At 64.7% G+C, this 21090-nt stretch carries 20 protein-coding genes; 12 read left to right on the top strand and 8 right to left on the bottom strand.

The features are described 5' to 3' along the window. Window positions 1-8: 8 nt before the first annotated feature. From NKH80_RS02595 to NKH80_RS02580, 4 genes are all read right to left on the bottom strand, one after another. Window positions 9-1025: an ABC transporter permease gene (locus NKH80_RS02595; RefSeq protein WP_254819652.1), complete on the bottom strand. Its 1017-nt coding sequence runs from the start codon at window positions 1023-1025 to the stop codon at window positions 9-11. Continuing rightward, complete coding sequence (locus NKH80_RS02590; protein ID WP_352507795.1) at window positions 1022-2587, bottom strand: sugar ABC transporter ATP-binding protein; 1566 nt, start codon at window positions 2585-2587, stop codon at window positions 1022-1024. The genes NKH80_RS02595 and NKH80_RS02590 overlap by 4 nt, the downstream gene beginning before the upstream one ends. A 237-nt stretch (window positions 2588-2824) precedes the next feature. Beyond that, complete coding sequence (locus NKH80_RS02585) at window positions 2825-3775, bottom strand: substrate-binding domain-containing protein (protein WP_352880233.1); 951 nt, start codon at window positions 3773-3775, stop codon at window positions 2825-2827. 229 nt (window positions 3776-4004) lie between these two features. Continuing rightward, the gene (locus tag NKH80_RS02580; RefSeq protein WP_352705273.1) at window positions 4005-5012 is read right to left on the bottom strand and encodes an aldo/keto reductase; all 1008 of its coding nucleotides are present in this window, start codon (window positions 5010-5012) and stop codon (window positions 4005-4007) included. Between the two features lie 183 nt (window positions 5013-5195). Between NKH80_RS02580 and NKH80_RS02575 the strand changes: the two genes are divergently transcribed. From NKH80_RS02575 to NKH80_RS02550, 6 genes are all read left to right on the top strand, one after another. Continuing rightward, on the top strand, window positions 5196-5420 hold the full coding sequence (locus NKH80_RS02575) for a hypothetical protein (protein ID WP_023675682.1): 225 nt from the start codon (window positions 5196-5198) through the stop codon (window positions 5418-5420). Between the two features lie 87 nt (window positions 5421-5507). Next, window positions 5508-8006, top strand: a complete 2499-nt coding sequence (gene ligD, locus NKH80_RS02570; RefSeq protein WP_352989408.1) for a DNA ligase D — start codon at window positions 5508-5510, stop codon at window positions 8004-8006. 231 nt (window positions 8007-8237) lie between these two features. Further along, on the top strand, window positions 8238-9152 hold the full coding sequence (ku, locus tag NKH80_RS02565) for a non-homologous end joining protein Ku (protein WP_352705267.1): 915 nt from the start codon (window positions 8238-8240) through the stop codon (window positions 9150-9152). Next, a complete protein-coding gene (locus NKH80_RS02560; protein WP_352989404.1) occupies window positions 9149-10243 on the top strand; it encodes a tetratricopeptide repeat protein in 1095 nt (364 codons plus the stop codon). The genes ku and NKH80_RS02560 overlap by 4 nt, the downstream gene beginning before the upstream one ends. 215 nt (window positions 10244-10458) lie before the next feature. After that, on the top strand, window positions 10459-11103 hold the full coding sequence (locus tag NKH80_RS02555) for an alpha/beta hydrolase family protein (RefSeq protein ID WP_352705265.1): 645 nt from the start codon (window positions 10459-10461) through the stop codon (window positions 11101-11103). 9 nt (window positions 11104-11112) lie between these two features. Further along, on the top strand, window positions 11113-11883 hold the full coding sequence (locus NKH80_RS02550) for an exodeoxyribonuclease III (protein ID WP_254819644.1): 771 nt from the start codon (window positions 11113-11115) through the stop codon (window positions 11881-11883). Window positions 11884-11922: 39 nt separating this feature from the next. Here NKH80_RS02550 and NKH80_RS02545 read toward each other — a convergent pair whose 3' ends face one another. Continuing rightward, window positions 11923-12387: a GFA family protein gene (locus tag NKH80_RS02545; protein ID WP_352705263.1), complete on the bottom strand. Its 465-nt coding sequence runs from the start codon at window positions 12385-12387 to the stop codon at window positions 11923-11925. Window positions 12388-12579: 192 nt separating this feature from the next. On the opposite strand from NKH80_RS02545, the gene NKH80_RS02540 reads away from it, so the two are divergent. The 3 genes from NKH80_RS02540 (at window position 12580) to NKH80_RS02530 (ending at window position 15538) form a co-directional block, all read left to right on the top strand. Next, entirely contained in the window at window positions 12580-12759 is a 180-nt protein-coding gene (locus NKH80_RS02540) for a hypothetical protein (RefSeq protein WP_352453691.1), read from the top strand. Between the two features lie 434 nt (window positions 12760-13193). After that, on the top strand, window positions 13194-13757 hold the full coding sequence (locus NKH80_RS02535) for an isochorismatase family protein (RefSeq protein ID WP_352989401.1): 564 nt from the start codon (window positions 13194-13196) through the stop codon (window positions 13755-13757). A 158-nt stretch (window positions 13758-13915) separates the two neighbouring features. Further along, the gene (locus tag NKH80_RS02530; protein ID WP_352691415.1) at window positions 13916-15538 is read left to right on the top strand and encodes an ABC-F family ATP-binding cassette domain-containing protein; all 1623 of its coding nucleotides are present in this window, start codon (window positions 13916-13918) and stop codon (window positions 15536-15538) included. 50 nt (window positions 15539-15588) lie between these two features. Here the strand turns inward: NKH80_RS02530 and NKH80_RS02525 are convergent, their stop codons facing one another. Further along, a complete protein-coding gene (locus tag NKH80_RS02525) occupies window positions 15589-16020 on the bottom strand; it encodes an SAM-dependent methyltransferase (RefSeq protein ID WP_352691413.1) in 432 nt (143 codons plus the stop codon). 457 nt (window positions 16021-16477) lie between these two features. Here NKH80_RS02525 and NKH80_RS02520 point away from each other — a divergent pair, with 457 nt between their 5' ends. Together NKH80_RS02520 and NKH80_RS02515 are read left to right on the top strand one after the other, a co-directional pair. Continuing rightward, window positions 16478-17671, top strand: coding sequence for a KamA family radical SAM protein (locus tag NKH80_RS02520; protein WP_502896256.1), 1194 nt, complete (start codon window positions 16478-16480; stop codon window positions 17669-17671). Between the two features lie 153 nt (window positions 17672-17824). Then, window positions 17825-18076 (top strand): exopolysaccharide production repressor protein, encoded by a 252-nt coding sequence (locus NKH80_RS02515; protein WP_302896853.1) that lies wholly within the window; start codon window positions 17825-17827, stop codon window positions 18074-18076. 307 nt (window positions 18077-18383) lie between these two features. Here the strand turns inward: NKH80_RS02515 and yghU are convergent, their stop codons facing one another. Continuing rightward, the gene (gene yghU / locus NKH80_RS02510) at window positions 18384-19271 is read right to left on the bottom strand and encodes a glutathione-dependent disulfide-bond oxidoreductase (protein WP_352691410.1); all 888 of its coding nucleotides are present in this window, start codon (window positions 19269-19271) and stop codon (window positions 18384-18386) included. A gap of 248 nt (window positions 19272-19519) precedes the next feature. Between yghU and NKH80_RS02505 the strand changes: the two genes are divergently transcribed. Next, window positions 19520-20425, top strand: coding sequence for a S1C family serine protease (locus NKH80_RS02505; RefSeq protein ID WP_254819635.1), 906 nt, complete (start codon window positions 19520-19522; stop codon window positions 20423-20425). Between the two features lie 15 nt (window positions 20426-20440). Here the strand turns inward: NKH80_RS02505 and NKH80_RS02500 are convergent, their stop codons facing one another. After that, on the bottom strand, window positions 20441-21052 hold the full coding sequence (locus tag NKH80_RS02500; RefSeq protein ID WP_352475530.1) for a hypothetical protein: 612 nt from the start codon (window positions 21050-21052) through the stop codon (window positions 20441-20443). Window positions 21053-21090 lie beyond the last annotated feature (38 nt).

The following is a 21090-nucleotide window of genomic DNA, read 5'->3' as shown; positions in this document are numbered from 1 at the left end:
CTCGGCCATCACCGCCTTACCCGCGATTTCAGCCAGCGGTCGAAGGCCACGGCGAGGATGAGGATCAGGCCGATGACGATGCTTTGCGTGTAGGACGAGACGTTGTTGAACTGCAGCCCGTTCTGCAAGACGCCGATCAGTCCTGCACCGACTACCGTACCGCCGACGCTGCCGATGCCGCCGAACAGCGAGGTGCCGCCGATAACGACCGCCGAGATCACCGTCAGCTCGTAGCCGATGCCGGCGACGGCTTCGGAGGAGTTGAGCCGCGCCGACAAAACGAAGGCGGCAAGGCCGGCGAAGAAGCCGACGATGATGTAGACCGAGATCAGGATGCGGTCGACGCGCAGGCCGGAGAGGCGCGCGGCCTCAGCATTGCCGCCGACTGCATAGACCGCGCGGCCGTAGCGCGTGTAGCGCAGCACGATGTGGCAAAGGATGGCGGCAATCGCGAAGATGATCGCCGGCACCGGCACCGGGCCGATCAGGCCGGTACCGAACCAGCGCATCGAGGCGTCGAAGCCGGAGATCGGGCCGCCATTGGAGATTGTCAAGGTCAGGCCGCGAAACACGGTTAGGCCGCCGAGCGTGACGACGAAGGGCGGCACTTTCAGCCTGGTGATGGCAAAGCCCTGGACGCCGCCGGCCACGGCGCCGACGACGACGGCGGCGAGAAGGGCGGCGAACCAGCCATAGCCCTGCGTGCCCGTTGTCGACAGCGACAGCGTGTTGGCGGTGCCGCCTTTGGCCACCACCGCCGCGACCATGCCGCAGAAGGCGAGCAGCGAGCCGACCGACAGGTCGATGCCGGCGGTGAGGATGACGAAGGTCATGCCGAGCGCGATCAGGCCGGTGATCGAGATCTGGCGCATGATGTTGAACAGGTTGATCGGGTCGATGAAGCTCGGCTTCAGCACAGTGAAGACGACGATCAGCAACGCCAGGAACATCAGCGGGCCGAAGCTCATCAGCAGGCGCGCAATATTGACGCCACCGCGCTGGCTCCGTTCGGTCGTACTGGTCATTGCGTTGCTTCCTGCTTCTGGTCGAGCGCCATCAGTTCCATCAGTTTCTCCTCGGTCGCCTCGACGCCGGGCATCTCGCCGGTAATGCGCCCGCGCCGCATGGTGACGATCCTGTCCGACACTGCAAGCACCTCGGGCAGCTCCGAAGAGATCATCATGATGGCGATGCCGCGCGCGGCGAGTTCCACCAGGATCTGGTGCACTTCCGCCTTGGCGCCGACATCGACGCCGCGCGTCGGTTCATCGACGATCAGCACCTTGGGATCGCGCGCCAGCCAGCGGGCAAGGATCACCTTCTGCTGGTTACCGCCGGACAGGCCCTCGATCGCCTGCTCGGGCGAAGCCATGCGGATCGACAGCATCTTCCTGTAGTTCGCCAGCGCCTCGCGTTCGCGCCGCTCGGCCATGAAACCGACACTGGAGTAGCGGTCGAGCGCGGCGATCGAGAAATTGGTGAGGATGGCGAGTGCTGCGAAGATTGCCTGGTGCTTGCGGTCCTCCGGCACCAGGCCGATGCCGAGCTCGATGGCGTCGGCGGGTGATGCCGGCGCGATCGGCTTGCCGTCGAGCATGATGGTGCCGGCGGCAATGCGGTCGGCACCGAAGATGGCGCGGGCGAGCTCGGTGCGGCCGGAGCCGACGAGCCCGGCGACGCCGAGGATTTCGCCCGCCTTGAGGTCGAGATCGACGCCTTCGAGTACGATGGCGTGCGGCGCCTGCGGATCGCGCACCGTGCGCAGGCCGCGCACAGAGAGCCGGACGTCGCCGGCGACATCGCGCTGCGTCGGCCTGGCATAGAGCTCGGAAGCGGCACGGCCGACCATCTTCTCGATGATCTTCGGCAGCCTGATCGGCCCGCCTTCGCGGTCGAGATGGCCGGCCAGCCTGCCGTCGCGCAGCACGGTCATACGGTCGCAGATCGCCGATGCCTCCTCCAGCCGGTGGGTGACGAACATGATGGCGACGCCATCCTTGCGCAGCCGGTCCATGATCGACATCAGCCTGTGCACTTCGGTCTCGGTCAGCGCCGAGGTCGGCTCGTCCATGATGATCAAGCGGCTCTTCAGCGATAGCGCGCGGGCGATCTCGACCAGCTGCTGCTCGGCCACCGACAGTGCGGAAACCGGCGTCGCCGGGTCGAGATTGAGCCCGACGCGAGCGATGATCGTGCGGGAATCTTCCTCCATTCGCCGCCAACTGACCAGCCCGAACCGGCCGAGCGGCGCGCGGCCGATGAAGATATTCTCCGCCACGGTCAGCGTCGGGATCAGGCTCAGCTCCTGGTAGATTGTTACGATGCCGTGGCGCTTGGCATCCTGCGGATTGTGCGGGCTGAATTCGACACCGTCGAAGACGATGCGGCCGCTGGACGGCGGCATCACGCCGGACAGGATCTTGAGCAGCGTCGATTTGCCGGCTCCGTTCTCGCCGAGCAGGCCGAGGATCTCGCCGGGGCGGACTTCAAGCGAAACGTCGTTCAGCGCGGTGACGCCGGCAAAGCGCTTGGTCACGCCCTCGACGGCGAGCAGGGCGGGCGATGGCGCAATGGCTTCGACTGGCAAAGGATGCTCCTTGAATTGTGGTCCACCCGAAAGGCCACGGGACAGCGCCCCTCTCTGTCGTGCCGGACATCTCCCCCTCCAGGGGGGAGATCGGATGTCACCCAGGCTTTCGCTACTCCGGCGTTGAAGAGAAGGCGACTCGTTGAAACTGCCAATCTCCCCCCTTGAGCGGGAGATGCCCGGCAGGGCAGAGGGGGCGCGACAGAACGCTGCTTTGGCGCTGTGCGCCCTCGGCGCTTACTTCGTCTCGCCCAGCCTCTCCGCCTTGTCGAGATTGTCCTTGCCGATGACGATCGGCGTCAAAAGCACCAGCTTTTCCTTCGGCTCGGTCTTGTCCCTGGCGTAGGCGACCGCGATCTGCACCGCAGTGCGCGATTGTTCGCCGGGGAATTGCTCGACCGTTCCGGCCAGCTTGCCGTCGCGCACGGCGACCAGCGCTTCGGGAAGCGCGTCGAAGCCGTAGATCTTGACGTCGGTGAAGTTGCGCGCCGCGCAGGCTTCAACCGCGCCAAGCGCCATGTCGTCATTGGCGCAGATGATCGCGTCGGGCTTGCCGTTGGCCGCAAGGCCGGCCTCGGTGACGGACAGCGCCTCGGCGCGGGCGAAGTCGGCGGTCTGCTCGAAGATGATCTGGTACTTGTCCTTCATCGGATCGAGGACATTGTGCACACCCTTGTTGCGGTCGATCGCCGGGCCGGCACCGGGCTGGCCCTGCAGATGGAAGATCTTGGCGCCGTTCGGGAACGCCGCCACCATGGCCTGCGCTTCGGCCTCGCCGCCTTTGACATTGTCGGCGCCGACATGGGCGAGGATGCCCTCGACGCCGTCGACGCGGCGGTCGATGGTGACGACGGGAACGCCGGCCTTGACCGCTTCTTCGATGGCTGGGGCCAGCGCGTTGACGTCGAGCGGCGAGATGACGATGGCGTTGACCTTCTGCACGAGTGCCGCCTCGATGTCGGCGGTCTGCTTGGGCGCCGAGTTCTGGCCGTCGCTCTCGATCAGGTTGACGCCCTGCGCCTGGGCTTCCGCCTTGATCTGGTTCAGCATGTGTACGAAGAACGGAAAGCCGAGGCTCGGCACCGAGCCGAGGATGGTCAGCTTGTCCTGGGCAAAAGCCAGTTGCGGAGCGGCCAGCGCCAGGGCGCCCATCGCCGCGGTCGACAGCAGGAATTCACGTCTGTTGATCAATTTAGTCTCCTCCCAGATGAGCGCACGACCCCGGAACCGGAATGGGTTTTCCGGAAGGTTCCTTGCGTCGATTCAAAAATGGAGTGTCCTTCGAGCGCCCAACTCGTGTTTGAAGGGACGCAACGGCGCTCCAGCCGGTCCACCGCGACGTTCTCCTCCGCTCGGTGCCTGCCCAAGGATGCTAGCCAAGGCCGGAGCTTTGCGCAAGAACGGGAGAAGGCAAGACCTACCGATCGATCATTACCATGGTGCGCTCGCCGTAGCGCGGACCGGCGACCTTGCCGGGCGCCAGCGCGTCGTCGAGCACCTGCATCTCGGCTGTGTCGAGCTTGATCGAAGCCGCGGCGACGTTCTCCTCGAGGTACTTTCGGCGCTTGGTGCCGGGGATCGGCACGATGTCGATGCCGAAGCCGCTCCCCTTGTGGAGCAGCCAGGCCAGAGCAATCTGGCCTGGCTTGACGCGCTTGGCCGCGGCGATGTCGAGTACCATGGCTGCCGCCTGCATGTTGGCGTCATAGTTGGCGCCCTGGTAGCGCGGGTCGCCGCGCCGGTAATCGCCCTCTGGATAGTCTTCGGCGCGCCTGACGTCGCCGGTGAGAAAGCCGCGGCCGAGCGGCGAGAACGGCACCAGGCCGATGCCGAGCTCCTTCAGCAGCGGAATGATTTCCGGTTCCAGATTGCGCTCCCATAGCGAGTATTCGCTCTGCACTGCCGACACCGGATGAACGGCATGCGCCCGGCGGATGTTGGCGGCACCGGCTTCCGACAGGCCGAAGAAGCGAACCTTGCCCTGAGCGATCAGCTCGCCGACAGCACCCGCCACATCCTCGATCGGCACCGCCGGATCGACGCGGTGCTGATAGAGGAGGTCGACATGGTCGGTGGCGAGCCTTCTCAGCGAACCTTCCAAAGCCTCGCGGATATGTTCGGGCCGGCTGTCGCGCTCGGTGCCGACTTGCTTGCCGTTTTCAATGCGGAAGCCGAATTTCGTCGCGATCGTCACCTCATCGCGCCGGCCCTTTAGCGCGCGGCCGAGCAGTTCCTCGTTGGTGAACGGCCCGTACACTTCCGCGGTGTCGAGGAAGGTGCAGCCGAGTTCGATGGCGCGGTGCAGCGTGGCGGTCGATTCCGCCTCGTCGGCCGGGCCGTAGGACTGGCTCATGCCCATGCAGCCGAGACCGATTGCCGAGACTTGCAGGCCCTGGCTGCCGAGTTTGCGCATCGTCAATGTCATGTGAAGCTCTCCGGATCAGCATCGCGTTCCAAGCCGCCAGGGCAATATAGCGCACCGGCTCGGTTTCCACAGATCGGGAGGCGCCACCGCGCGCGGCTCGCAGCGACCGCCAAATTGACAGCCGACACGCTCTCGGCCATCCTTAAGGCACGCCGCCTTGCGGCTTGTGCGTGAGTGACCAGCATGGCCAGTTCCGTCGCCAGTCAGAAATCCAAGCGCGCCGCGGTGCGGAACGCGCTCGACCGCCACAAGGTGTACATCACTGCGCAGCGTTTTTCGGCCGGCAGCTACAGCGCGCGCGTGCTGGTCGACGGCGAGGCCTATTGGGTCGACGAATTCCGGCTCAGCCAGCTGCAGCAGGGCCTGTCGCCGGCCGAACTCGAATTGACACCGGCCACGGACGATTGAGCGGCGTGACGCCGACCTGCCCGATGCTGACAAAATGATTCAAGACATGCGCATCAAGCCGTTGTTTTTGCGCAAGAGCATGTGGCCGTGACCGCCCCGCCAAAGCTCAAGGCCTATCGCGCCAAGCGCGAGTTCACGAGGACGCCGGAACCAGCCGGCGGTCTGGTTGCCGGTGAGGGCAATCGTTTCGTTGTCCACAAGCATCACGCCACCGCCGATCACTACGATCTGCGCCTGCAGGTCGGCGACGTGCTGAAGAGCTGGGCGGTGCCGCGCGGCCCGTCGCTCAACCCCGCCGACAAACGGCTGGCGGTCGAGACCGAGGACCATCCGCTCGAGTATATCGACTTCGAAGGTGTCATTCCCGAAGGCGAATATGGCGGCGGGCCGATGATCGTCTGGGACACCGGCGTCTGGGCGCCGATGGACGATGTCGAGAAGAGCCTGCGCACCGGTTCCTTCAAGTTCCGCCTCGCCGGCGAAAAGCTGAATGGCGGCTGGATGCTGACGCGGCTGAAACCGAAGCCCGGCGAGGATGAGGGCAAGAAGAACTGGCTGCTGTTCAAGGAGCGCGATCTCGCCGCCGACGCCAAGCTCGACATACTGGAAGCCCGGCCGGAAAGTGTCAAATCCGGACGCCGCATCGAGGAACTGGTGGCAACGCCGAAGCCGGCCGCCAAGCCTGCCAGGCCGGTGGTGCTGAAGCCAGGTGCTTTGCCAGGCGCCATCAAGGCGCCGCCGCCCACCCGCATCGAGCCGCAGCTGACTACGCAGGTTCCGAAGCCGCCGGGCGGCGATGACCCAGCGGCCCGAACGGGCGAAGTCTGGCTGCACGAGATCAAATTCGATGGCTACCGCACCATGGCGCATCTCGCTAACGGCGCAGTCAGGCTGATCACCCGCGCCGGCCTCGACTGGACGAAGCGCTATGGCGACCTGCCGCTTGCCTTCGCCAGGCTGCCGTGCCGCGAGGCGATCATCGACGGCGAGGTCGTCGCGCTCGACGCCAAGGGCATCAGCCGCTTTGCCCTTTTGCAGGATGCGCTGGCCGAAGGCGCCGGCAACAAGCTCCACTTCTACGCCTTCGATCTCCTGTATCTCGACGGCTGGGACCTGAGACAAGCGCCGCTCCGCCGGCGCAAGGCGCTGCTTTCGCAATTGCTGTCCGGTCTCGGCGCCAATTCGGCCATCCAGCTCAGCGATCATGTCGAAGGAGACGGCCAGGCACTTTATGACCAGGCATCCGAGATGGGGCTCGAGGGTGTCGTCTCCAAGCGCGCCACGGCAATCTACCAGAGCGGCCGTACCAAGACCTGGACCAAGACCAAGGCGCTTCAGACCGGCGATTTCGTTATCGCCGGCTACACTGTCTCCGACGCGGCCGAGGGGCTGGCCGCACTCGGCCTCGGCGAATTCGAGGATGGCGAATTGCACTATCGCGGCAAGGTCGGCACCGGCTTCGATGCCGCCACCGCCACCGAATTGCTGGCCCGGCTGGAGCCTTTGCGCGCCGGGGCGTCCGCGCCGGAAGGCGTTCCGCGCGAGATCATGCGCGAGATGAACTGGGTGCGGCCGCTGCTTTCGGCGCACATCCACTACGCCAACCGGACCACCGACAATGCGCTGCGCCATGCGGTGTTCCGCGGCCTGCGCGACGTCGGCCTGTCGACGCCGGTGTCGGCCAAGCGCAAGCGGCTGATCGCCGAGGCCGATCTCGCCACCATCTGGGTGACCAACCCGACGCGACGGCTGTTCGGCAAGACCGGCCCGACCAAGCTCGACATTGCCGTCTACTACGCGCTGGTCGGCGATTTCATGCTGCCGCATATTCTCGGCCGGCCGGTGTCGCTGGTGCGCTGCCCGACCGGCAGGCCGCAGGACTGTTTCTTCCAGCGCCATGCCTTCACCGGCATGCCGTCATCCGTGGCGACCTTCGAGGCGACCAACTCCGAGGGCGAGACCAAATCCTATCTCTCGGTAGAAGACGCCAAGGGCTATCTGGCGCTGGCGCAGTTCGGCGTCGTCGAGTTCCACACCTGGGGCACCCATCGCACGCGGCTCGACAAGCCGGATTTGATCGTTTTCGATCTCGACCCGGGCGAGGGGATCGCCTGGCGCGACGTGGTGGAGGCGGCGGTGCATATTCGCAGCGAGCTCGAAGCGCTAGGGCTGGTGCCGTTCGCCAAGACCTCCGGGGGCCACGGCATCCACATCACCGTGCCGGTGACACAAAAGCAGAACTGGAAGAAACTGCATCAGGCGACCAGCGCCATCTCCACGCATCTTGCCGCCACCGCGCCCGACACTTTCACCACCACCATGGGCAAGGAGAACCGCAAGCGGCGCATCTTCATCGACTATCACCGCAATGCGCGCGGCCACACCTCGGCGGCTCCCTATTCGCTGCGCGCCCGCACCAATTTGCCGGCCTCGACACCGGTGAGCTGGAGCGACCTGGAATCCATCGACGCCCCGCAGGACCTGAATTATTCGTCACTGCCGGGCCTGCTGGCGACGTCAGGCGACCCTTGGGCCGACATGGAAGATTTCGCCCGGGATTTGCCGTTGATAGCCACCGCGAGGTAGTTCTGCGGGCCCCAGACTCCATCGACGCTCCGGAAAATTTGAATTATTCTTCGCCATGGACCTCTTGCGTGCAGGCGGCTCTCAGCGGAGGAAGATTTCGCTAGGGATTTGCCGGTATTGTAAGGGCCCGGTATTGTAAGGGCAATGTAGGATTTCGGCAGTCCCGTTCGTCCTCCGGACGAATGAACGCTGCGAACTGTTCGACAGCACAAGGCCGCGTAGGAGTATTTCATGGCGCCCAGGGCAAGTTGGAAAGGTTACCTCAAGCTCAGTCTGGTCAGCTGTCCGGTCCGGCTCTATCCGGCGACGAGCGCCAGCGAACGCATCAGCTTCAACCAGCTGCACAAGAAGACGCACAACCGCATCAACATGAAGCCGGTCGACCCCGAGCTCGGGCTGGTCGAGCGTTCGGACCTGGTCAAGGGCTACGAATACGAGGACAAGCAGTACATCATCATCGAGGACTCCGATCTCGATGCGGTGCGCATCGAATCCAACCATACGATGAACATCGAGGCTTTTGTCGACGAGCATTCGGTCGACGTCATCTATCAGGACGCGCCCTATTACCTGGCGCCGGATGGCGCAATGGCCGAGGAGACCTTTGCCGTGTTGCGCGAAGCGATGCGCAAATCGGGGAAGCTGGCGATCGCCCGCCTTGTGCTGTCCAGCCGCGAGCGCGTCGTGACGATCGGCGCGCGCGAGAACGGCATGTTCGTCTGCACCTTGAGGAATCCGAACGAAGTGCGTGGCACGGCTGAATATTTCGGCAATATCCCGGCCGGAAACCCCGATCCCGAAATGCTGCAATTGGCCGAAGCGCTGATCAAGCAGAAGGAAACCACCTTCGATCCAAAGAATTACGAGGACCGCTACGAGATCGCGCTGATGGCGATGATCCGCGAGAAGCTCAAGGGCCACAAGCCTATCATCGCGGCGGCGCCTGAGCGCGGCAATGTCATCAACCTCATGGATGCGCTGAAGGCGAGCCTGTCGCAATCGGCCAAGCCGCCGGCCAAGTCCAAGAGCAAGGCCGATGAAACGGCCAAGCCCGCGGCGAAATCCGCCAAGGCCGGCGCCGCCGCGGCCAAGGATAACCCGCTCAAGGCGAACCTTCTCAAAGCCGTCGGCAAGAGCAAGGCGTGACGGCTCTCGCCGGCACGGTCTTCGGCATCGTCGGTGCGCTGGCGGCCTTCCCGCTCAGGCTGGCGGCGCGCGAGGTCGAGCGTCGGCACGGCCAGTTGCGGCGCGGCGTCACTCGGCGCACCACACATGTCGTGTTGGGCCGCATGTTGCTCGCCAGGGCCGGCGATACCGAGATTGAACGCCGCGTCGTCACCGAGCGCGCGGCCGGGCGCAAGCTGGTCAGCGAGAACGGCTTCCTGCGCCTGCTCGGGCTGATGAAAGCGCCGGAGGCTTCGGCGCTGTCGCGGCAGTCGCTGATCGACCAGTCGCGGCTGACCGGCGCGGATCTCGACCTTTTGTCGCTGTTCGATGCCTTCGAGCATGATTGCGAACCGTATTCCTTTCGCGACCTGATCCTCGCCCGCAAATATGCCGGGCTGGTTGCCGGCGGCGCCTCGTGGGGGGCGATCGCGCGCTCTGTGCATCGCTCGGGCCCGGTCGCCTCGCTCACCGCCAAGTCGCTCGCCGTCGGCTCGCAGCATGGGAGGGCCGACGCGATCTATCTCGAGGGAGGCCAGAGCGAACTCGACGGCCAGCTGCTGTTCGATCTGGGAACGCGGGATGACGACACGCTGGAAGAGCTGTTCGCCGATGCCGAGGCGGCGGAAGAGGCTGAAGACCACGAGCAGGCGGCGGCACTCTACCAGCGCTGCCTGGCCATCGACCCGAGCGATGCCATCGCCGCCTTCAACCGCGCCAACTGCCTGCGCGCGGCCGGCCACGCGGCCGAGGCGGCGCACGACTATGCCCGCGCCATCAAGTGCGACCCCGGCTTCGTAGAAGCCTGGTTCAATCTTGCCGGGCTGATGAGCGAAGAGGGGCGGGTAGCCTCGGCGTGCCGCCATTTGCTGAAGGCGATCGCACTCGATCCCAATTATGCCGACGCGGTGTTCAACCTTGCGAGGCTGGAGTTCGATGCCGGCAATTTCGCCGAGGCGCGGCGTCGCTGGGTGCGCTACCTCGAACTCGACGCCAATTCCGAATGGGCGCGTATGGCGGCCAAGGGGATACAGTTCGTGGATTTGCAGCTGGCGCGGCTGTCGGCGGGGTGAGGTAATCCAATGCCTGCGCTTGAACGCCCCCCTCTGTCCTGCCGGACATCTCCCCCTCAAGGGGGGAGATCGGCAGCTTCGGTGCCCCGCGTGCCTTTCAGCTTTAGTGGTTGGCGAAACCGGCGGCGACATCCAATCTCCCCCCTTGAGGGGGAGATGTCCGGTAGGACAGAGGGGGGTGGGACGGAGCGCGGCCTCTATAAGTGGACCGCCCCATGACCACCTTTCTCTTCGACGGCCCCGACACCGCCGCCAACACCATCCTGCTCGCGCATGGCGCAGGCGCTCCTATGGACTCGCCCTCGCTGACAGCCACGGCAAAAACGCTCGCCGCGGCCGGTTTCCGCGTCGCGCGCTTTGAATTCCACTACATGGCCGCCCGCCGCTACGGCCATCGCAAGCCGCCGCCGCGCGCCGAGACGGTTAACCCGGAATACGTCAAGGCGATCGCCGACCTCAGGGCGAAGGGCGTGGAGGGGCCGCTCATCATCGGCGGCAAGTCGATGGGCGGACGCGTCGCTTCGATGATCGCCGACGAGATGTTTTCGAAGGGCGAGATCTCGGGCCTGCTTTGCCTCGGCTACCCCTTCCATCCGCCGGACAAACCGACGCAGCTTCGGACAAAGCACCTCGCCGATCTCAAGACGCCGACATTGATCCTCCAGGGCACGCGCGACGAGTTCGGGACCAAAGACGAGGTCGCGACCTATGCTCTGTCCGAGGCGATCGAGATTCTCTGGCTGGAAGATGGCGACCATGATCTGAAGCCGCGCAAAAACATCTCCGGCTTCTCCATCGCCGATCATCTGAAGACGCTCGCTGATGCGGTGAAGGCGTGGACCGAACGCATCGTGCGCTGAAGCAGGCCGATGAAGATCGCCACCTTCAACGTCAACAACATCAACAGCCGGCTGCCGAACCTGCTCGCATGGCTGGCCGCCGCCAAACCCGACATCGCCTGCCTGCAGGAGCTCAAGGCGAGACAGACGCAGTTTCCGCGCACTGCGCTGGCGGCCGCCGGCTACGGCGCGGTTTGGGTCGGGCAGCCGACCTGGAACGGCGTCGCCATCCTTTCGCGTGGCTCAGAACCCGTTCTGACCCGCGAGGCGCTGCCCGGCGACGATAGCGATCAGCAGGCGCGCTACATCGAAGCGGCGGTCAACGGTATCGTCGTCGCCTCGCTCTACGCGCCGAACGGCAACCCGCAGCCCGGCCCGAAATTCCAGTACAAGCTGGCCTGGCACGAAAGGCTGGAGGCGCATGCGGCGCAGTTGCTCGACACCGGCCTGCCCGTGGTGCTGGCCGGCGACTACAACATCGTGCCCGAGGCGCGCGACATCTACCCGACCCGCTCCTATGACGACAACGCGCTGGTGCAGCCGGAAAGCCGCGCGTCGTTCCAGCGGCTGCTCGACCAGGGCTGGCTTGACGCGCTGCGCAAGAAGCACCCGACGGAGACGCTCTACACATTCTGGGACTATCGCCGCAATCGCTGGCCGCGCGATGCCGGCCTGCGGCTCGACCATATCTTGCTCTCGAAGAAGCTGTCGCGCCGGCTGGTCGCGGCGGGCATCGACCGCGACGTGCGTGGCGAGACCGGCGCCAGCGACCACGCGCCTGTCTGGGTGGAGTTGCGGTGAAGCACGAAGACTGGCCCCGCCTTTCCGGGCGCCAACCAGTCAGCTTGGCCGCGCCGCTTCACGGGCGAATGCTTCGATCAAAGGGGCGTATCCCTCAAGGTCGGGCTGCGTAGCAAAACTGTGGGTAGCGGCGGTCGAAGCCCAGGGCAGCCTTTCCGATGTGAAGACTTCGACGAAAGGCACATACCAATGGTGCTCGTTCAGCATGGTCGCGCGAATGTTGACGAAAAAGTCCAGGCCATGCGGACGCGTGAACATCCAGTTCTTGCAATGCGGGCAGTAGAGTTGCCGGTGCGGGCCGTGCAGGCCGCCGACCACCGGCTCGCCTTGGGTGACGGCGAAACCGTCGCTCGGCACGGCGATGGTCAAGGAATACGCGCTGGCGCTCAGTTTCTGGCAGCCGGTGCAGTGACACGCCGTCGTCAGCAAAGGCGGCGCACTTACGCGAAAGCGTATCCCGCCGCATAGGCAACCGCCGTCCCAAGGTAGCTTCCAATCGTCCATGGCTGGCCTCGAGCGAGATCCTCGGCGAGCGATCTAGCGCACGACCGGCCTCCCGGCAACGCCGCGATGCCTGCGGCAGCTGCCTACGGGCTGGGGTAGACTTCGAGCCATCACCGACAAGCCAGGCGCCGAGCGCCATCATTGCAGAGCGGACAGAGGAACAGGTTTGCTGACAGGCTGCTTGCAGCCCTCATGATCGTGATCGGCACGGCTTGCTTCATCGAGGCGTATCTGGCGCTGGGCGAGGCGTGCTCGCGAGGTGCCGGACGGCCTCAGTTTCACCGCCTGCAGACCGGCAACCAGCTCGCCATGTTCGACAGCCAGTCCGGCCCGATCTATGCGGTTGCCTCGCCGCCGCCGGCGCGGTGCTGACCGGCGGCTATGACCGCAGCATCAGGGACTGGCCGGCTGGCGGCGGCGATAGGATGGTGCTTTTCGCCGGCGCGCCGGATTGATTGCGGGATATCCAATTTCGTCGCCGGGGCTTGGACACCCCGACTGTTGCGCTGGGCAACCGCATTTGGATTCTTGCGAAGATGGACCCCCACCCTAACCCGCCCCACAAGGGGGAGGGAATGCTGCCGCGCGCCTTTAACTTCCCCTTTGGCGCCGAAAGGCAGGCAATTTGCCGAGGTCAGTGCCAACGGAAGTCTCCCTCCCCCTTGTGGGGAGGGGTTGGGGTGGGGGTACATCGTAGAGCGAAAGCCTCGGCTTTTCCACCTGCCATAGCCCTGCCCTCAAGGGGGAGATCGGCAGCTCCAGCGTCGGCTTCGGCGCGTATACTTGACCCGCCTACCACCAACGCTATGTTCGCGGCCATGTCAGGGACCAGCCCCGCGGCCACTGCGCCGCTCATCGTGATTGACCTTCAGGCCGGCATGTTCGACGGTGTCGCCGAACCGCCGATCCATGATGCCGACGGCATGGTTGCCCGCACCCGCGCGCTGATCGAGTGGGCACGGCGCAGCGGGCGCAAGGTCGCCTTCATCAGGCATGACGGGCCGCAGGGCGATCCACTGGCGCCGGGTGAGCCGGGCTGGCCGGTGTGGCCGGCGCTCGGCCAGGCCGAGGACGAGCCGACGTTCGCCAAGCGTGTCGGCGACGCGTTCAGCAATGCCGCGCTTGCAGAATGGGTGGCCGGGCAGGGCGCCGGCGAGGTCGTTCTGATCGGCGCGCAGACCGATTTCTGCGTGGCGGCCACGGTGAAGGGCGCCTTTGCAGCGGGCCTGGGCGTCACCGTGGTTTCCGACGCCCACAGCACGCTCGACGCGGCCAGCGAGACCGCCGCGGAGATCATCGCCCGGCACAATGCGGCATTTGCCGCCGCCGGGGTCAAGCTGGCGACGACAAAAGCCCTGACCGATAGCTGATCCGCCGGCTCATCCCTACGCCGTCAAAGCCTGATCCAGCCGGGAAGCAACTGGGTTCAGACAATTTGGCGCGGGGCGCCTCACTACTGCGGGCTTCCGCCGGCGCGGCCTATCGCGTATTGGCGCGAGAACTCTCCTTTGGCCTTTCCTGGAAAACCATGATTCGTCTCGAAAGCATCAGCAAGCAGAACGGCCGGCAGATCGTCTTCATCGAAGCCTCCGCCGCGTTGCAGAAGGGCGAGAAGGTCGGGCTGGTCGGGCCTAACGGCGCCGGCAAGACAACGCTGTTTCGCATGATCAACGGCGAGGAGCAGCCTGACGAGGGCCAGGTCTCGGTCGATCGCGGCGTCACCATCGGCTATTTCAGCCAGGATGTCGGCGACATGTCCGGCCGCAGCGCCGTTGCCGAAGTGATGGACGGCGCCGGGCCGGTGAGCGAAGTGGCGGCCGAGATGCGTGAGCTCGAGCACGCGATGGGCGACCCCGATCGCGCCGGTGAAATGGACGAGATCATCGCCCGTTACGGCGAGGCACAGCACCGCTTCGAGGAGCTCGACGGTTACGCGCTGGATGGGCGTGCTCGCGAGGTGCTGGACGGCCTTGGCTTCAGCCAGGAGATGATGGACGGCGACGTCGGCAAGCTGTCCGGCGGCTGGAAAATGCGGGTGGCACTGGCCAGGATCCTTTTGATGCGGCCCGACGCCATGCTGCTCGACGAGCCGAGCAACCATCTCGACCTCGAAAGCCTGATCTGGCTGGAGCAGTTCCTGAAGAACTACGACGGCGCGCTGCTGATGACCTCGCATGACCGCGAGTTCATGAACCGCATCGTCAACAAGGTGGTCGAGATCGATGGTGGCTCGCTGACCGCTTACTCGGGGAATTACGAATTCTACCAGCAGCAGCGGGCGATCGCCGACCGGCAGCAGCAGGCGCAGTTCGAGCGCCAGCAGGCGATGCTGGCCAAGGAGATCGCCTTCATCGAGCGCTTCAAGGCGCGTGCCTCGCATGCCGCGCAGGTGCAGAGCCGGGTGAAGAAGCTGGACAAGATCGACCGGGTCGAGCCGCCCAAGCGCCGCCAGAAAGTGTCGTTCGACTTTCAGCCGGCGCCGCGCTGCGGCGAGGACGTGGTGACGCTGAAGAACGTGCACAAGGGCTATGGCAGCCGCTTGATCTACGCGGGATTGGATTTTCAGGTGCGCCGCCGCGAGCGCTGGTGCGTGATGGGCATCAACGGCGCCGGCAAGTCGACGCTGCTGAAGCTGGTCGCTGGCGCTTCCGAGCCGGACAATGGCACGGTGGCGCGCGGGCCCAGCGTCAAGATGGGCTATTTCGCCCAGCACGCCATGGAAGTGCTGGAGGGCGAGTGCACCGTGTTCCAGACACTGGAAGATGCATTTCCGCAGGCCGGCCAGGCGCCGCTCAGGGCGCTGGCCGGCTGCTTCGGCTTTTCCGGCGACGAGATCGAGAAGAAATGCCGCGTGCTGTCGGGCGGCGAGAAGGCGCGGCTGGTGATGGCGCTGATGCTGTTCGATCCGCCCAATTTGCTGGTGCTGGACGAGCCGACTAACCACCTCGACATCGCCACCAAGGAGATGCTGATCACGGCACTGTCGCAGTACGAGGGAACCATGCTGTTCGTCTCGCATGACCGCCATTTCCTGGCGGCGCTGTCGAACCGGGTGCTGGAACTGACGCCCGAGGGCATCCACACCTATGGCGGCGGCTATACCGAATATGTCGAGCGCACCGGGCAGGAGGCGCCGGGGTTGCGGAGCTGAGGCGCGCACCCAGCTCTGCCGCTCGATTCCGGAGGCTAAGCACGAGCTGTTCAGCCGTGTATCGCAATTTCGCGCAGCGGATCGCCGCCGTCGATGAACAGCCGGCCTTGCGCGGTCAACGCCGCGCCGAGCCGCTGCAGGGCGATTTTTCCTGCTTCGGGATGACGCCCGTCCAGCGCGCCGACGCGCACCGCAACGGCAATGTCGAAGTGCTTCTCGTCGGCCTCCAACTCGAAATCCTCGATGGCGACCTGGCGAAGGCTCAGCCGGCCTGCCGCAATCTCGGCGCGCGAAGCGGCCCCGGCCTGCGCGATGGCCTTGGCCGAGCGGTCGATCGCCAGCACGTGCCCGCCGCCGATCCGGCGCGCGATCTCGCGCGCTGCAGCACCCGGCCCGCAGCCGATCTCCAGCACTCGCATGCCCTGCCGCAAGGGCAGCGCATTGACAATCTCCAACAGCCTTGGCGACAAGTCGTTCGCCATACGCTCTTCTCCAGCTTTTTCGCAATCCGAGATTAGCGACCGCGGCCGGCGACGGGAAGGCCGAGAGACGCGGGCATCGCCGATGTGTTCAGCTGGTATGTTCAGTTGGGTGCTGCTTGAGCAGGGGGCATGATCGACATCGAAGAGGTCGACGATCCGGTCTCAGCCGCGGGCGACCGGGCGGACCCCGAGCGGCCCGGCGTCGTTGACCTGAGGGGTAGGGAGGGACTGGCGCCGAGCCTAACCGGTTGGGGGGTAGATGACCGGCCGTTTATGTGTATACGCTCAAGCTAATATGAGCGCAAGCTAATGTTGTGTCTCAGCGCTGTTGGACGATTGTGCCGATCAGTGGCCGGTTGTGGCTTCCTGCCGCGCCCTCCAACCCGGCCAACACCGCTTATTGTCTTCAAGTCCTGGCTCCAATGCTGTACCCCGGCCGAAATTGAAGGAGCCTGCAATGACCTCACATCCCGACATCCCCGACGCCAGCATGGCGGTCGATGCGGCCGGCATGACAGCCGATGACCGGCGCGCTCGCGAAGCGGATGCCGCATGGCGGGACGATGTTCGCGTCGGCGTGCGGCATGTAGGCGATCTGGATTCGCTGCCGCTGTCGCCAGCCGAGCGGGCGGCGGCCGAAGCTGCGGCCACGCGCCACAAGGTTCGCATCCCCAAGGCCTATCTCGACCTGATCGACTGGAACGACCCCGCCGATCCGATACGGCTTCAGGTCATCCCGTCGCCCGACGAGCTGGCAGAGCAGGAGGGCGAGCTCGACGACCCGATCGCCGACCACGCCTTCAGTCCGGTGCCGAGATTGACGCATCGCCATGCCGACCGGGTTCTGCTGTTCCCGACCTATCAATGCGCCGTCTATTGCCGGTTCTGCTTTCGCAAGGAGCAGCTGACCTCGATCGGCCGCGGCTATACGCGCGAAGCTCTCGACGAGGCCTTCGCCTATATCGCGGCCCATCCGCAAATCCGCGAGGTGATCCTGACCGGCGGCGACCCGCTGTCGCTGCCGGACAAGGCGCTGGCGGAAATCCGCGCCCGTCTCGAGGCGATCCAGCACGTGCGGCTGTTGCGCATCCACACTCGCGTACCCGTCGCGCTGCCGTCGCGCGTCACCGGCCGGTTGGTTCAAGCCTTGCAGGGCCGGCTGATGGTCACTGTCGTCACCCATTTCAACCATCCACGCGAAATCACGGAGGCGACCGAGCGGGCCTGCCGTACTTTAAGGCAGGGCGGCTTCGTGCTGCTGAACCAGAGCGTTCTGCTGAAAGGCGTGAACGATACGGTCGAGGTGTTGGAAGAGCTGTGCCGCGAGCTGATGTATCGCCTTGGCGTCAAACCCTATTACCTGCACCACGGCGACCTCGTGCGCGGAATGGCGCACCGGCGCACCACGATCGCCGAGGGCCAGGCGCTGGTCAGCGCCTTGCGTGCGCGCCTGTCCGGCATCTGCAATCCCGTCTACGTGCTGGACCTGCCGGACGGCGGAGGGAAAGTCCCGCTCGGCCAGTCCTATCTCGAGGCGTGCGAAGGGGAGACGTGGCGAATACGTGGGCTTGATGGGGTTGTGAGGGGTTATGGAGAGCTGGTCGGGGAGGAGGGACGCGCAGCCGCCGTCCAAGCCAGCCCACCTTGGTGACCTGACACACAGCCCTTGATCACGGAAGCATGCGTTAACTGCTGTTCTATTTGGTGGTTGCGCAATTGCCAAAATAGTGAAAACGTTGGTCCGGGGTAATGGGTTAGGGGAGTTCGTCCCGGCTGTTGCGAGTTACGGGGCGGCGCAAAAGTCATGAACTTTCCACGGTTCCTGGTGGGGCTGACCACCATATCGTCCATCGTGGCGATCTCGACTTACCTTGCGACGGGTTCAATCTGGAAGACGCTGGCCTGGACGATCTTGACCTTGATCGTCATGCAGGTTGGATATTTCCTGTTCGTCGTCCGGTTGATCTACGGATCCGGGGCGAAAAGCGCGGAGGTAAAGCCGCGGCGTCTGAGGGCAGTGCCGCCGAACCGTCGAGGTCGCGTTCAGCTTATGTAGTAATGTCCCATATAGATATGATGGTCTAGACAGGACATGTTCGGTTCTGGGAATGTGCATTGGACGTTCCGCTAGTTTAGTCAACTAATATATATCGCCCAACTCATATCGTCGTTTTTGAGCTAGCGGGAAAACCTGCCTGCTGCTTGTACGACCGTGCCCAACGCCACATTTTACAACCGGCTGGCAAGCTCCCTTTTTCCCTTTTGTTGATGCCGGCTGTGGATGGCGGCGGTAGAGACGGCCTGAGCAGTCGGCCGAAGCTGCCGATCTCCCCTACAAGGCGAGAGATCGGCGCGTCGTCGGCTTAGCTTTTGGCCGCCGCGAGCTTGTCTTGCGTCTTGGTCTCGAAATCGCTGGCATCATGGCGCTCGTGCAGTTGCATCGAAGGCTCGCCGAAGGTGCGGTTGACCATGCGGCCGCGCTTGACCGCCGGCCGCGCGTCGATGGCGTCGGCCCAACGCTGCACGTTCTTGTACTGCTCCACCTCCAGGAACTCGCCGGAATCGTTATACATGCGGCCCTTGGCCAGCCCGCCGTACCAGGGCCACACCGCAATGTCGGCAATCGTATAGTGGCTGCCGCCTAAATACTCGCTTTCAGCGAGGCGTCGGTCGAGCACGTCCATCTGCCGCTTGGTTTCCATGGCGAAGCGGTCGATGGCATATTCGATCTTCGTTGGCGCATAGACATAGAAATGGCCGAAGCCGCCACCGAGATAGGGTGCCGAGCCCACCTGCCAGAATAGCCATGACAGGGTCTCAGCGCGAGCCGGCTGCTCCGTCGGCAGGAATTCGCCGAATTTTTCGGCGAGGTAGAGCAGGATCGAGCCGGATTCGAAGATGCGGACCGGCTTTTTCCCACTGCGATCCATCATGGCCGGGATCTTCGAGTTCGGGTTGACCTCGACGAAGCCGCTGCCGAACTGGTCGCCGTCGTTGATCCTGATAAGCCAGGCGTCGTATTCGGCGCCGCTGTGGCCGAGCGCCAGAAGTTCCTCCAGCATGATCGTCACCTTGACGCCGTTCGGTGTCGCCAGCGAATAAAGCTGCAGCGGATGCTTGCCGACCGGCAGTTTCTTGTCGTGCGTCGGGCCGGCGATCGGCCGATTGATGCTGGCGAAAGCGCCGCCATTTGCCTTGTTCCAGGTCCAGACTTTCGGCGGCGTGTATTGGTCCGTTGCGTAGTCGTTCATTTGGCAGGCCTTTGGAAGGGTTGGGTTGGGAGGATATCAAATATCAACGTGGGTAGTGGCGGAGGAACTTTGCATAGGGCAGCTTGGGATAGCCGTAGGTACAGATAGGGCTGCCGGCGCTGTTGCAAAACCCGGCGCAAACGGCGCGGCGCCGGTCCACGCCAAAGCCGGCGCCACCTCTTGCGCCTGATCACCTGCGCCATACCTATAGCCCATATCAGCCTGCGAACATTGCCAGGAACCAAAGCATGAATATCGAACCCCTTTTGCGATCCATCGTGGCCGTCCGCGCCACCGTGCCGGAGGACGCCTTCACGGCAAATACACTTGGCACCCGCCGCGAGGGCAGTGGCGTGGTCATCCGCGGCGACGGGCTGGTACTCACCATCGGCTATCTCATCACCGAGGCCGAGGAGGTCTGGCTGGCCGACCAGGACGGGCGCGTGGTTCCCGCCCATGCGCTCGCCTACGACCAGGAGTCGGGCTTCGGCCTGGTGCAGGCGCTGGCGCCGCTCGGGCTGCCCGCCATTGCGCTCGGCGACGCGTCCAGGGCGAAGATCGGCGATCCCGTCGTGCTCTCCGACGGCGTCGGCCGCTCCGTGCGGGCGCGAATCGTCACCAAGCAGGAATTCGCCGGCTATTGGGAATATCTGCTCGACGAGGCGATCTTCACGGCGCCGGCTCACCCTTCATGGGGCGGCGCCGGCCTCATCGGCGCGGATGGCAGGCTGCTCGGCATCGGTTCGCTGCGCCTGCAGATGAGCCGCAACGGCGAGGTCGCCGACATCAACATGGTGGTGCCGATCGATCTTCTGCCGCCCATCCTCGACGATCTGCTGACGCGCGGGCAGGTCGCCAAGCCGCCGCGGCCGTGGCTCGGCGCCTTCTCGGCGGAGAGCGACGGCAAGGTCGTGGTGATGAGCGTCGCCGAGGGCGGTCCAGCCGCCCAGGCGGGCCTTCGCCAAGGCGATGTCATCTCGGATGTCCGCGACACGGCGGTCGATGGGCTTGCCGATTTTTATCGCAAGCTTTGGAACAGCGGCCCGGCGGGCGCCGAGATCCCGCTCCGGGTGCTGCGCGACGGCCGCGAAACCTGGCTGCGCGTCAAGTCCGCCGATCGCAACAGTCTGCTGTGGAAGCCGCCGCTGCAGTGAGGCAACCGAAACCTCTCACTCTCCGCAAGCGCTGAAGCCAGTGCCCGGAGTCCATTCCGCAAATGGGATGACCTTGCCTTCGACCGATACGGTCGCTTGCCTGGTGCTGCCGTCCGCCAACTTCTTGCTGCTTTTGCCCTTGCCGGTCAGCACATTGTAGTCGCAGTCGCCGGCAACATTGTCGTCCATGTAATCCCAATATTCATAGGCAAAACCGGCGACGACGAACGTGCCGTTGCGCCAGGCGAGCGTCAGCGTCTTGTTGGTCCGCTCGCTGCCGATCTCCATCGCCGGAACATAGAGCTTGATCGAGCCGTTGGGGAGCGCAGTGAGTTCGGGCTCGGTGTCGGATGTGGCGGGGCCCGGCCGCTCGTAATCCTTCCATTCGCCGTAAATCTGTTCATGCACGACCCCGGCAGGTCTGAGAAAATTACCGTCGCGGTCCCTGAGGAACAAATGCAGATCCATGGGATGGCCGGGCTCGGTCTCGACGATCATCGCCAGATCGGCGGCACCGTCGCCGTTCCAATCGCCGGTCGCCGCGGTGATGATCTTCTGCGTCTCGATCGGTTCTGCCAGTGCGGCCGCCGGCAGCAGCAGGACCAGACCGAATATTGTCGATCGCATGAAAATCCTCTTCGCCTGGACAGGCCTGAGACGCACGC

This window comes from Mesorhizobium sp. M0904 (genome assembly GCF_040319475.1).
Taxonomy (GTDB): Bacteria; Pseudomonadota; Alphaproteobacteria; order Rhizobiales; family Rhizobiaceae; genus Mesorhizobium.
This window is presented reverse-complemented; position numbering and strand designations above follow the sequence as displayed.

What these genes read in the sequence shown, in the direction of transcription:
- NKH80_RS02515 (WP_302896853.1), top strand. Translation starts at nt 17,825, where the DNA reads ATGAACTTTCCACGGTTCCTGGTGGGGCTGACCACCATATCGTCCATC.
- NKH80_RS02555 (WP_352705265.1), top strand. Translation starts at nt 10,459, where the DNA reads ATGACCACCTTTCTCTTCGACGGCCCCGACACCGCCGCCAACACCATC.
- NKH80_RS02500 (WP_352475530.1), bottom strand. Translation starts at nt 21,052, where the DNA reads ATGCGATCGACAATATTCGGTCTGGTCCTGCTGCTGCCGGCGGCCGCA.
- NKH80_RS02550 (WP_254819644.1), top strand. Translation starts at nt 11,113, where the DNA reads ATGAAGATCGCCACCTTCAACGTCAACAACATCAACAGCCGGCTGCCG.
- NKH80_RS02575 (WP_023675682.1), top strand. Translation starts at nt 5,196, where the DNA reads ATGGCCAGTTCCGTCGCCAGTCAGAAATCCAAGCGCGCCGCGGTGCGG.
- NKH80_RS02520 (WP_502896256.1), top strand. Translation starts at nt 16,478, where the DNA reads ATGACCTCACATCCCGACATCCCCGACGCCAGCATGGCGGTCGATGCG.
- yghU (WP_352691410.1), bottom strand. Translation starts at nt 19,271, where the DNA reads ATGAACGACTACGCAACGGACCAATACACGCCGCCGAAAGTCTGGACC.
- NKH80_RS02505 (WP_254819635.1), top strand. Translation starts at nt 19,520, where the DNA reads ATGAATATCGAACCCCTTTTGCGATCCATCGTGGCCGTCCGCGCCACC.
- NKH80_RS02530 (WP_352691415.1), top strand. Translation starts at nt 13,916, where the DNA reads ATGATTCGTCTCGAAAGCATCAGCAAGCAGAACGGCCGGCAGATCGTC.
- NKH80_RS02595 (WP_254819652.1), bottom strand. Translation starts at nt 1,025, where the DNA reads ATGACCAGTACGACCGAACGGAGCCAGCGCGGTGGCGTCAATATTGCG.
- ku (WP_352705267.1), top strand. Translation starts at nt 8,238, where the DNA reads ATGGCGCCCAGGGCAAGTTGGAAAGGTTACCTCAAGCTCAGTCTGGTC.
- NKH80_RS02545 (WP_352705263.1), bottom strand. Translation starts at nt 12,387, where the DNA reads ATGGACGATTGGAAGCTACCTTGGGACGGCGGTTGCCTATGCGGCGGG.
- NKH80_RS02535 (WP_352989401.1), top strand. Translation starts at nt 13,194, where the DNA reads ATGTTCGCGGCCATGTCAGGGACCAGCCCCGCGGCCACTGCGCCGCTC.
- NKH80_RS02580 (WP_352705273.1), bottom strand. Translation starts at nt 5,012, where the DNA reads ATGACATTGACGATGCGCAAACTCGGCAGCCAGGGCCTGCAAGTCTCG.
- NKH80_RS02540 (WP_352453691.1), top strand. Translation starts at nt 12,580, where the DNA reads ATGATCGTGATCGGCACGGCTTGCTTCATCGAGGCGTATCTGGCGCTG.
- NKH80_RS02525 (WP_352691413.1), bottom strand. Translation starts at nt 16,020, where the DNA reads ATGGCGAACGACTTGTCGCCAAGGCTGTTGGAGATTGTCAATGCGCTG.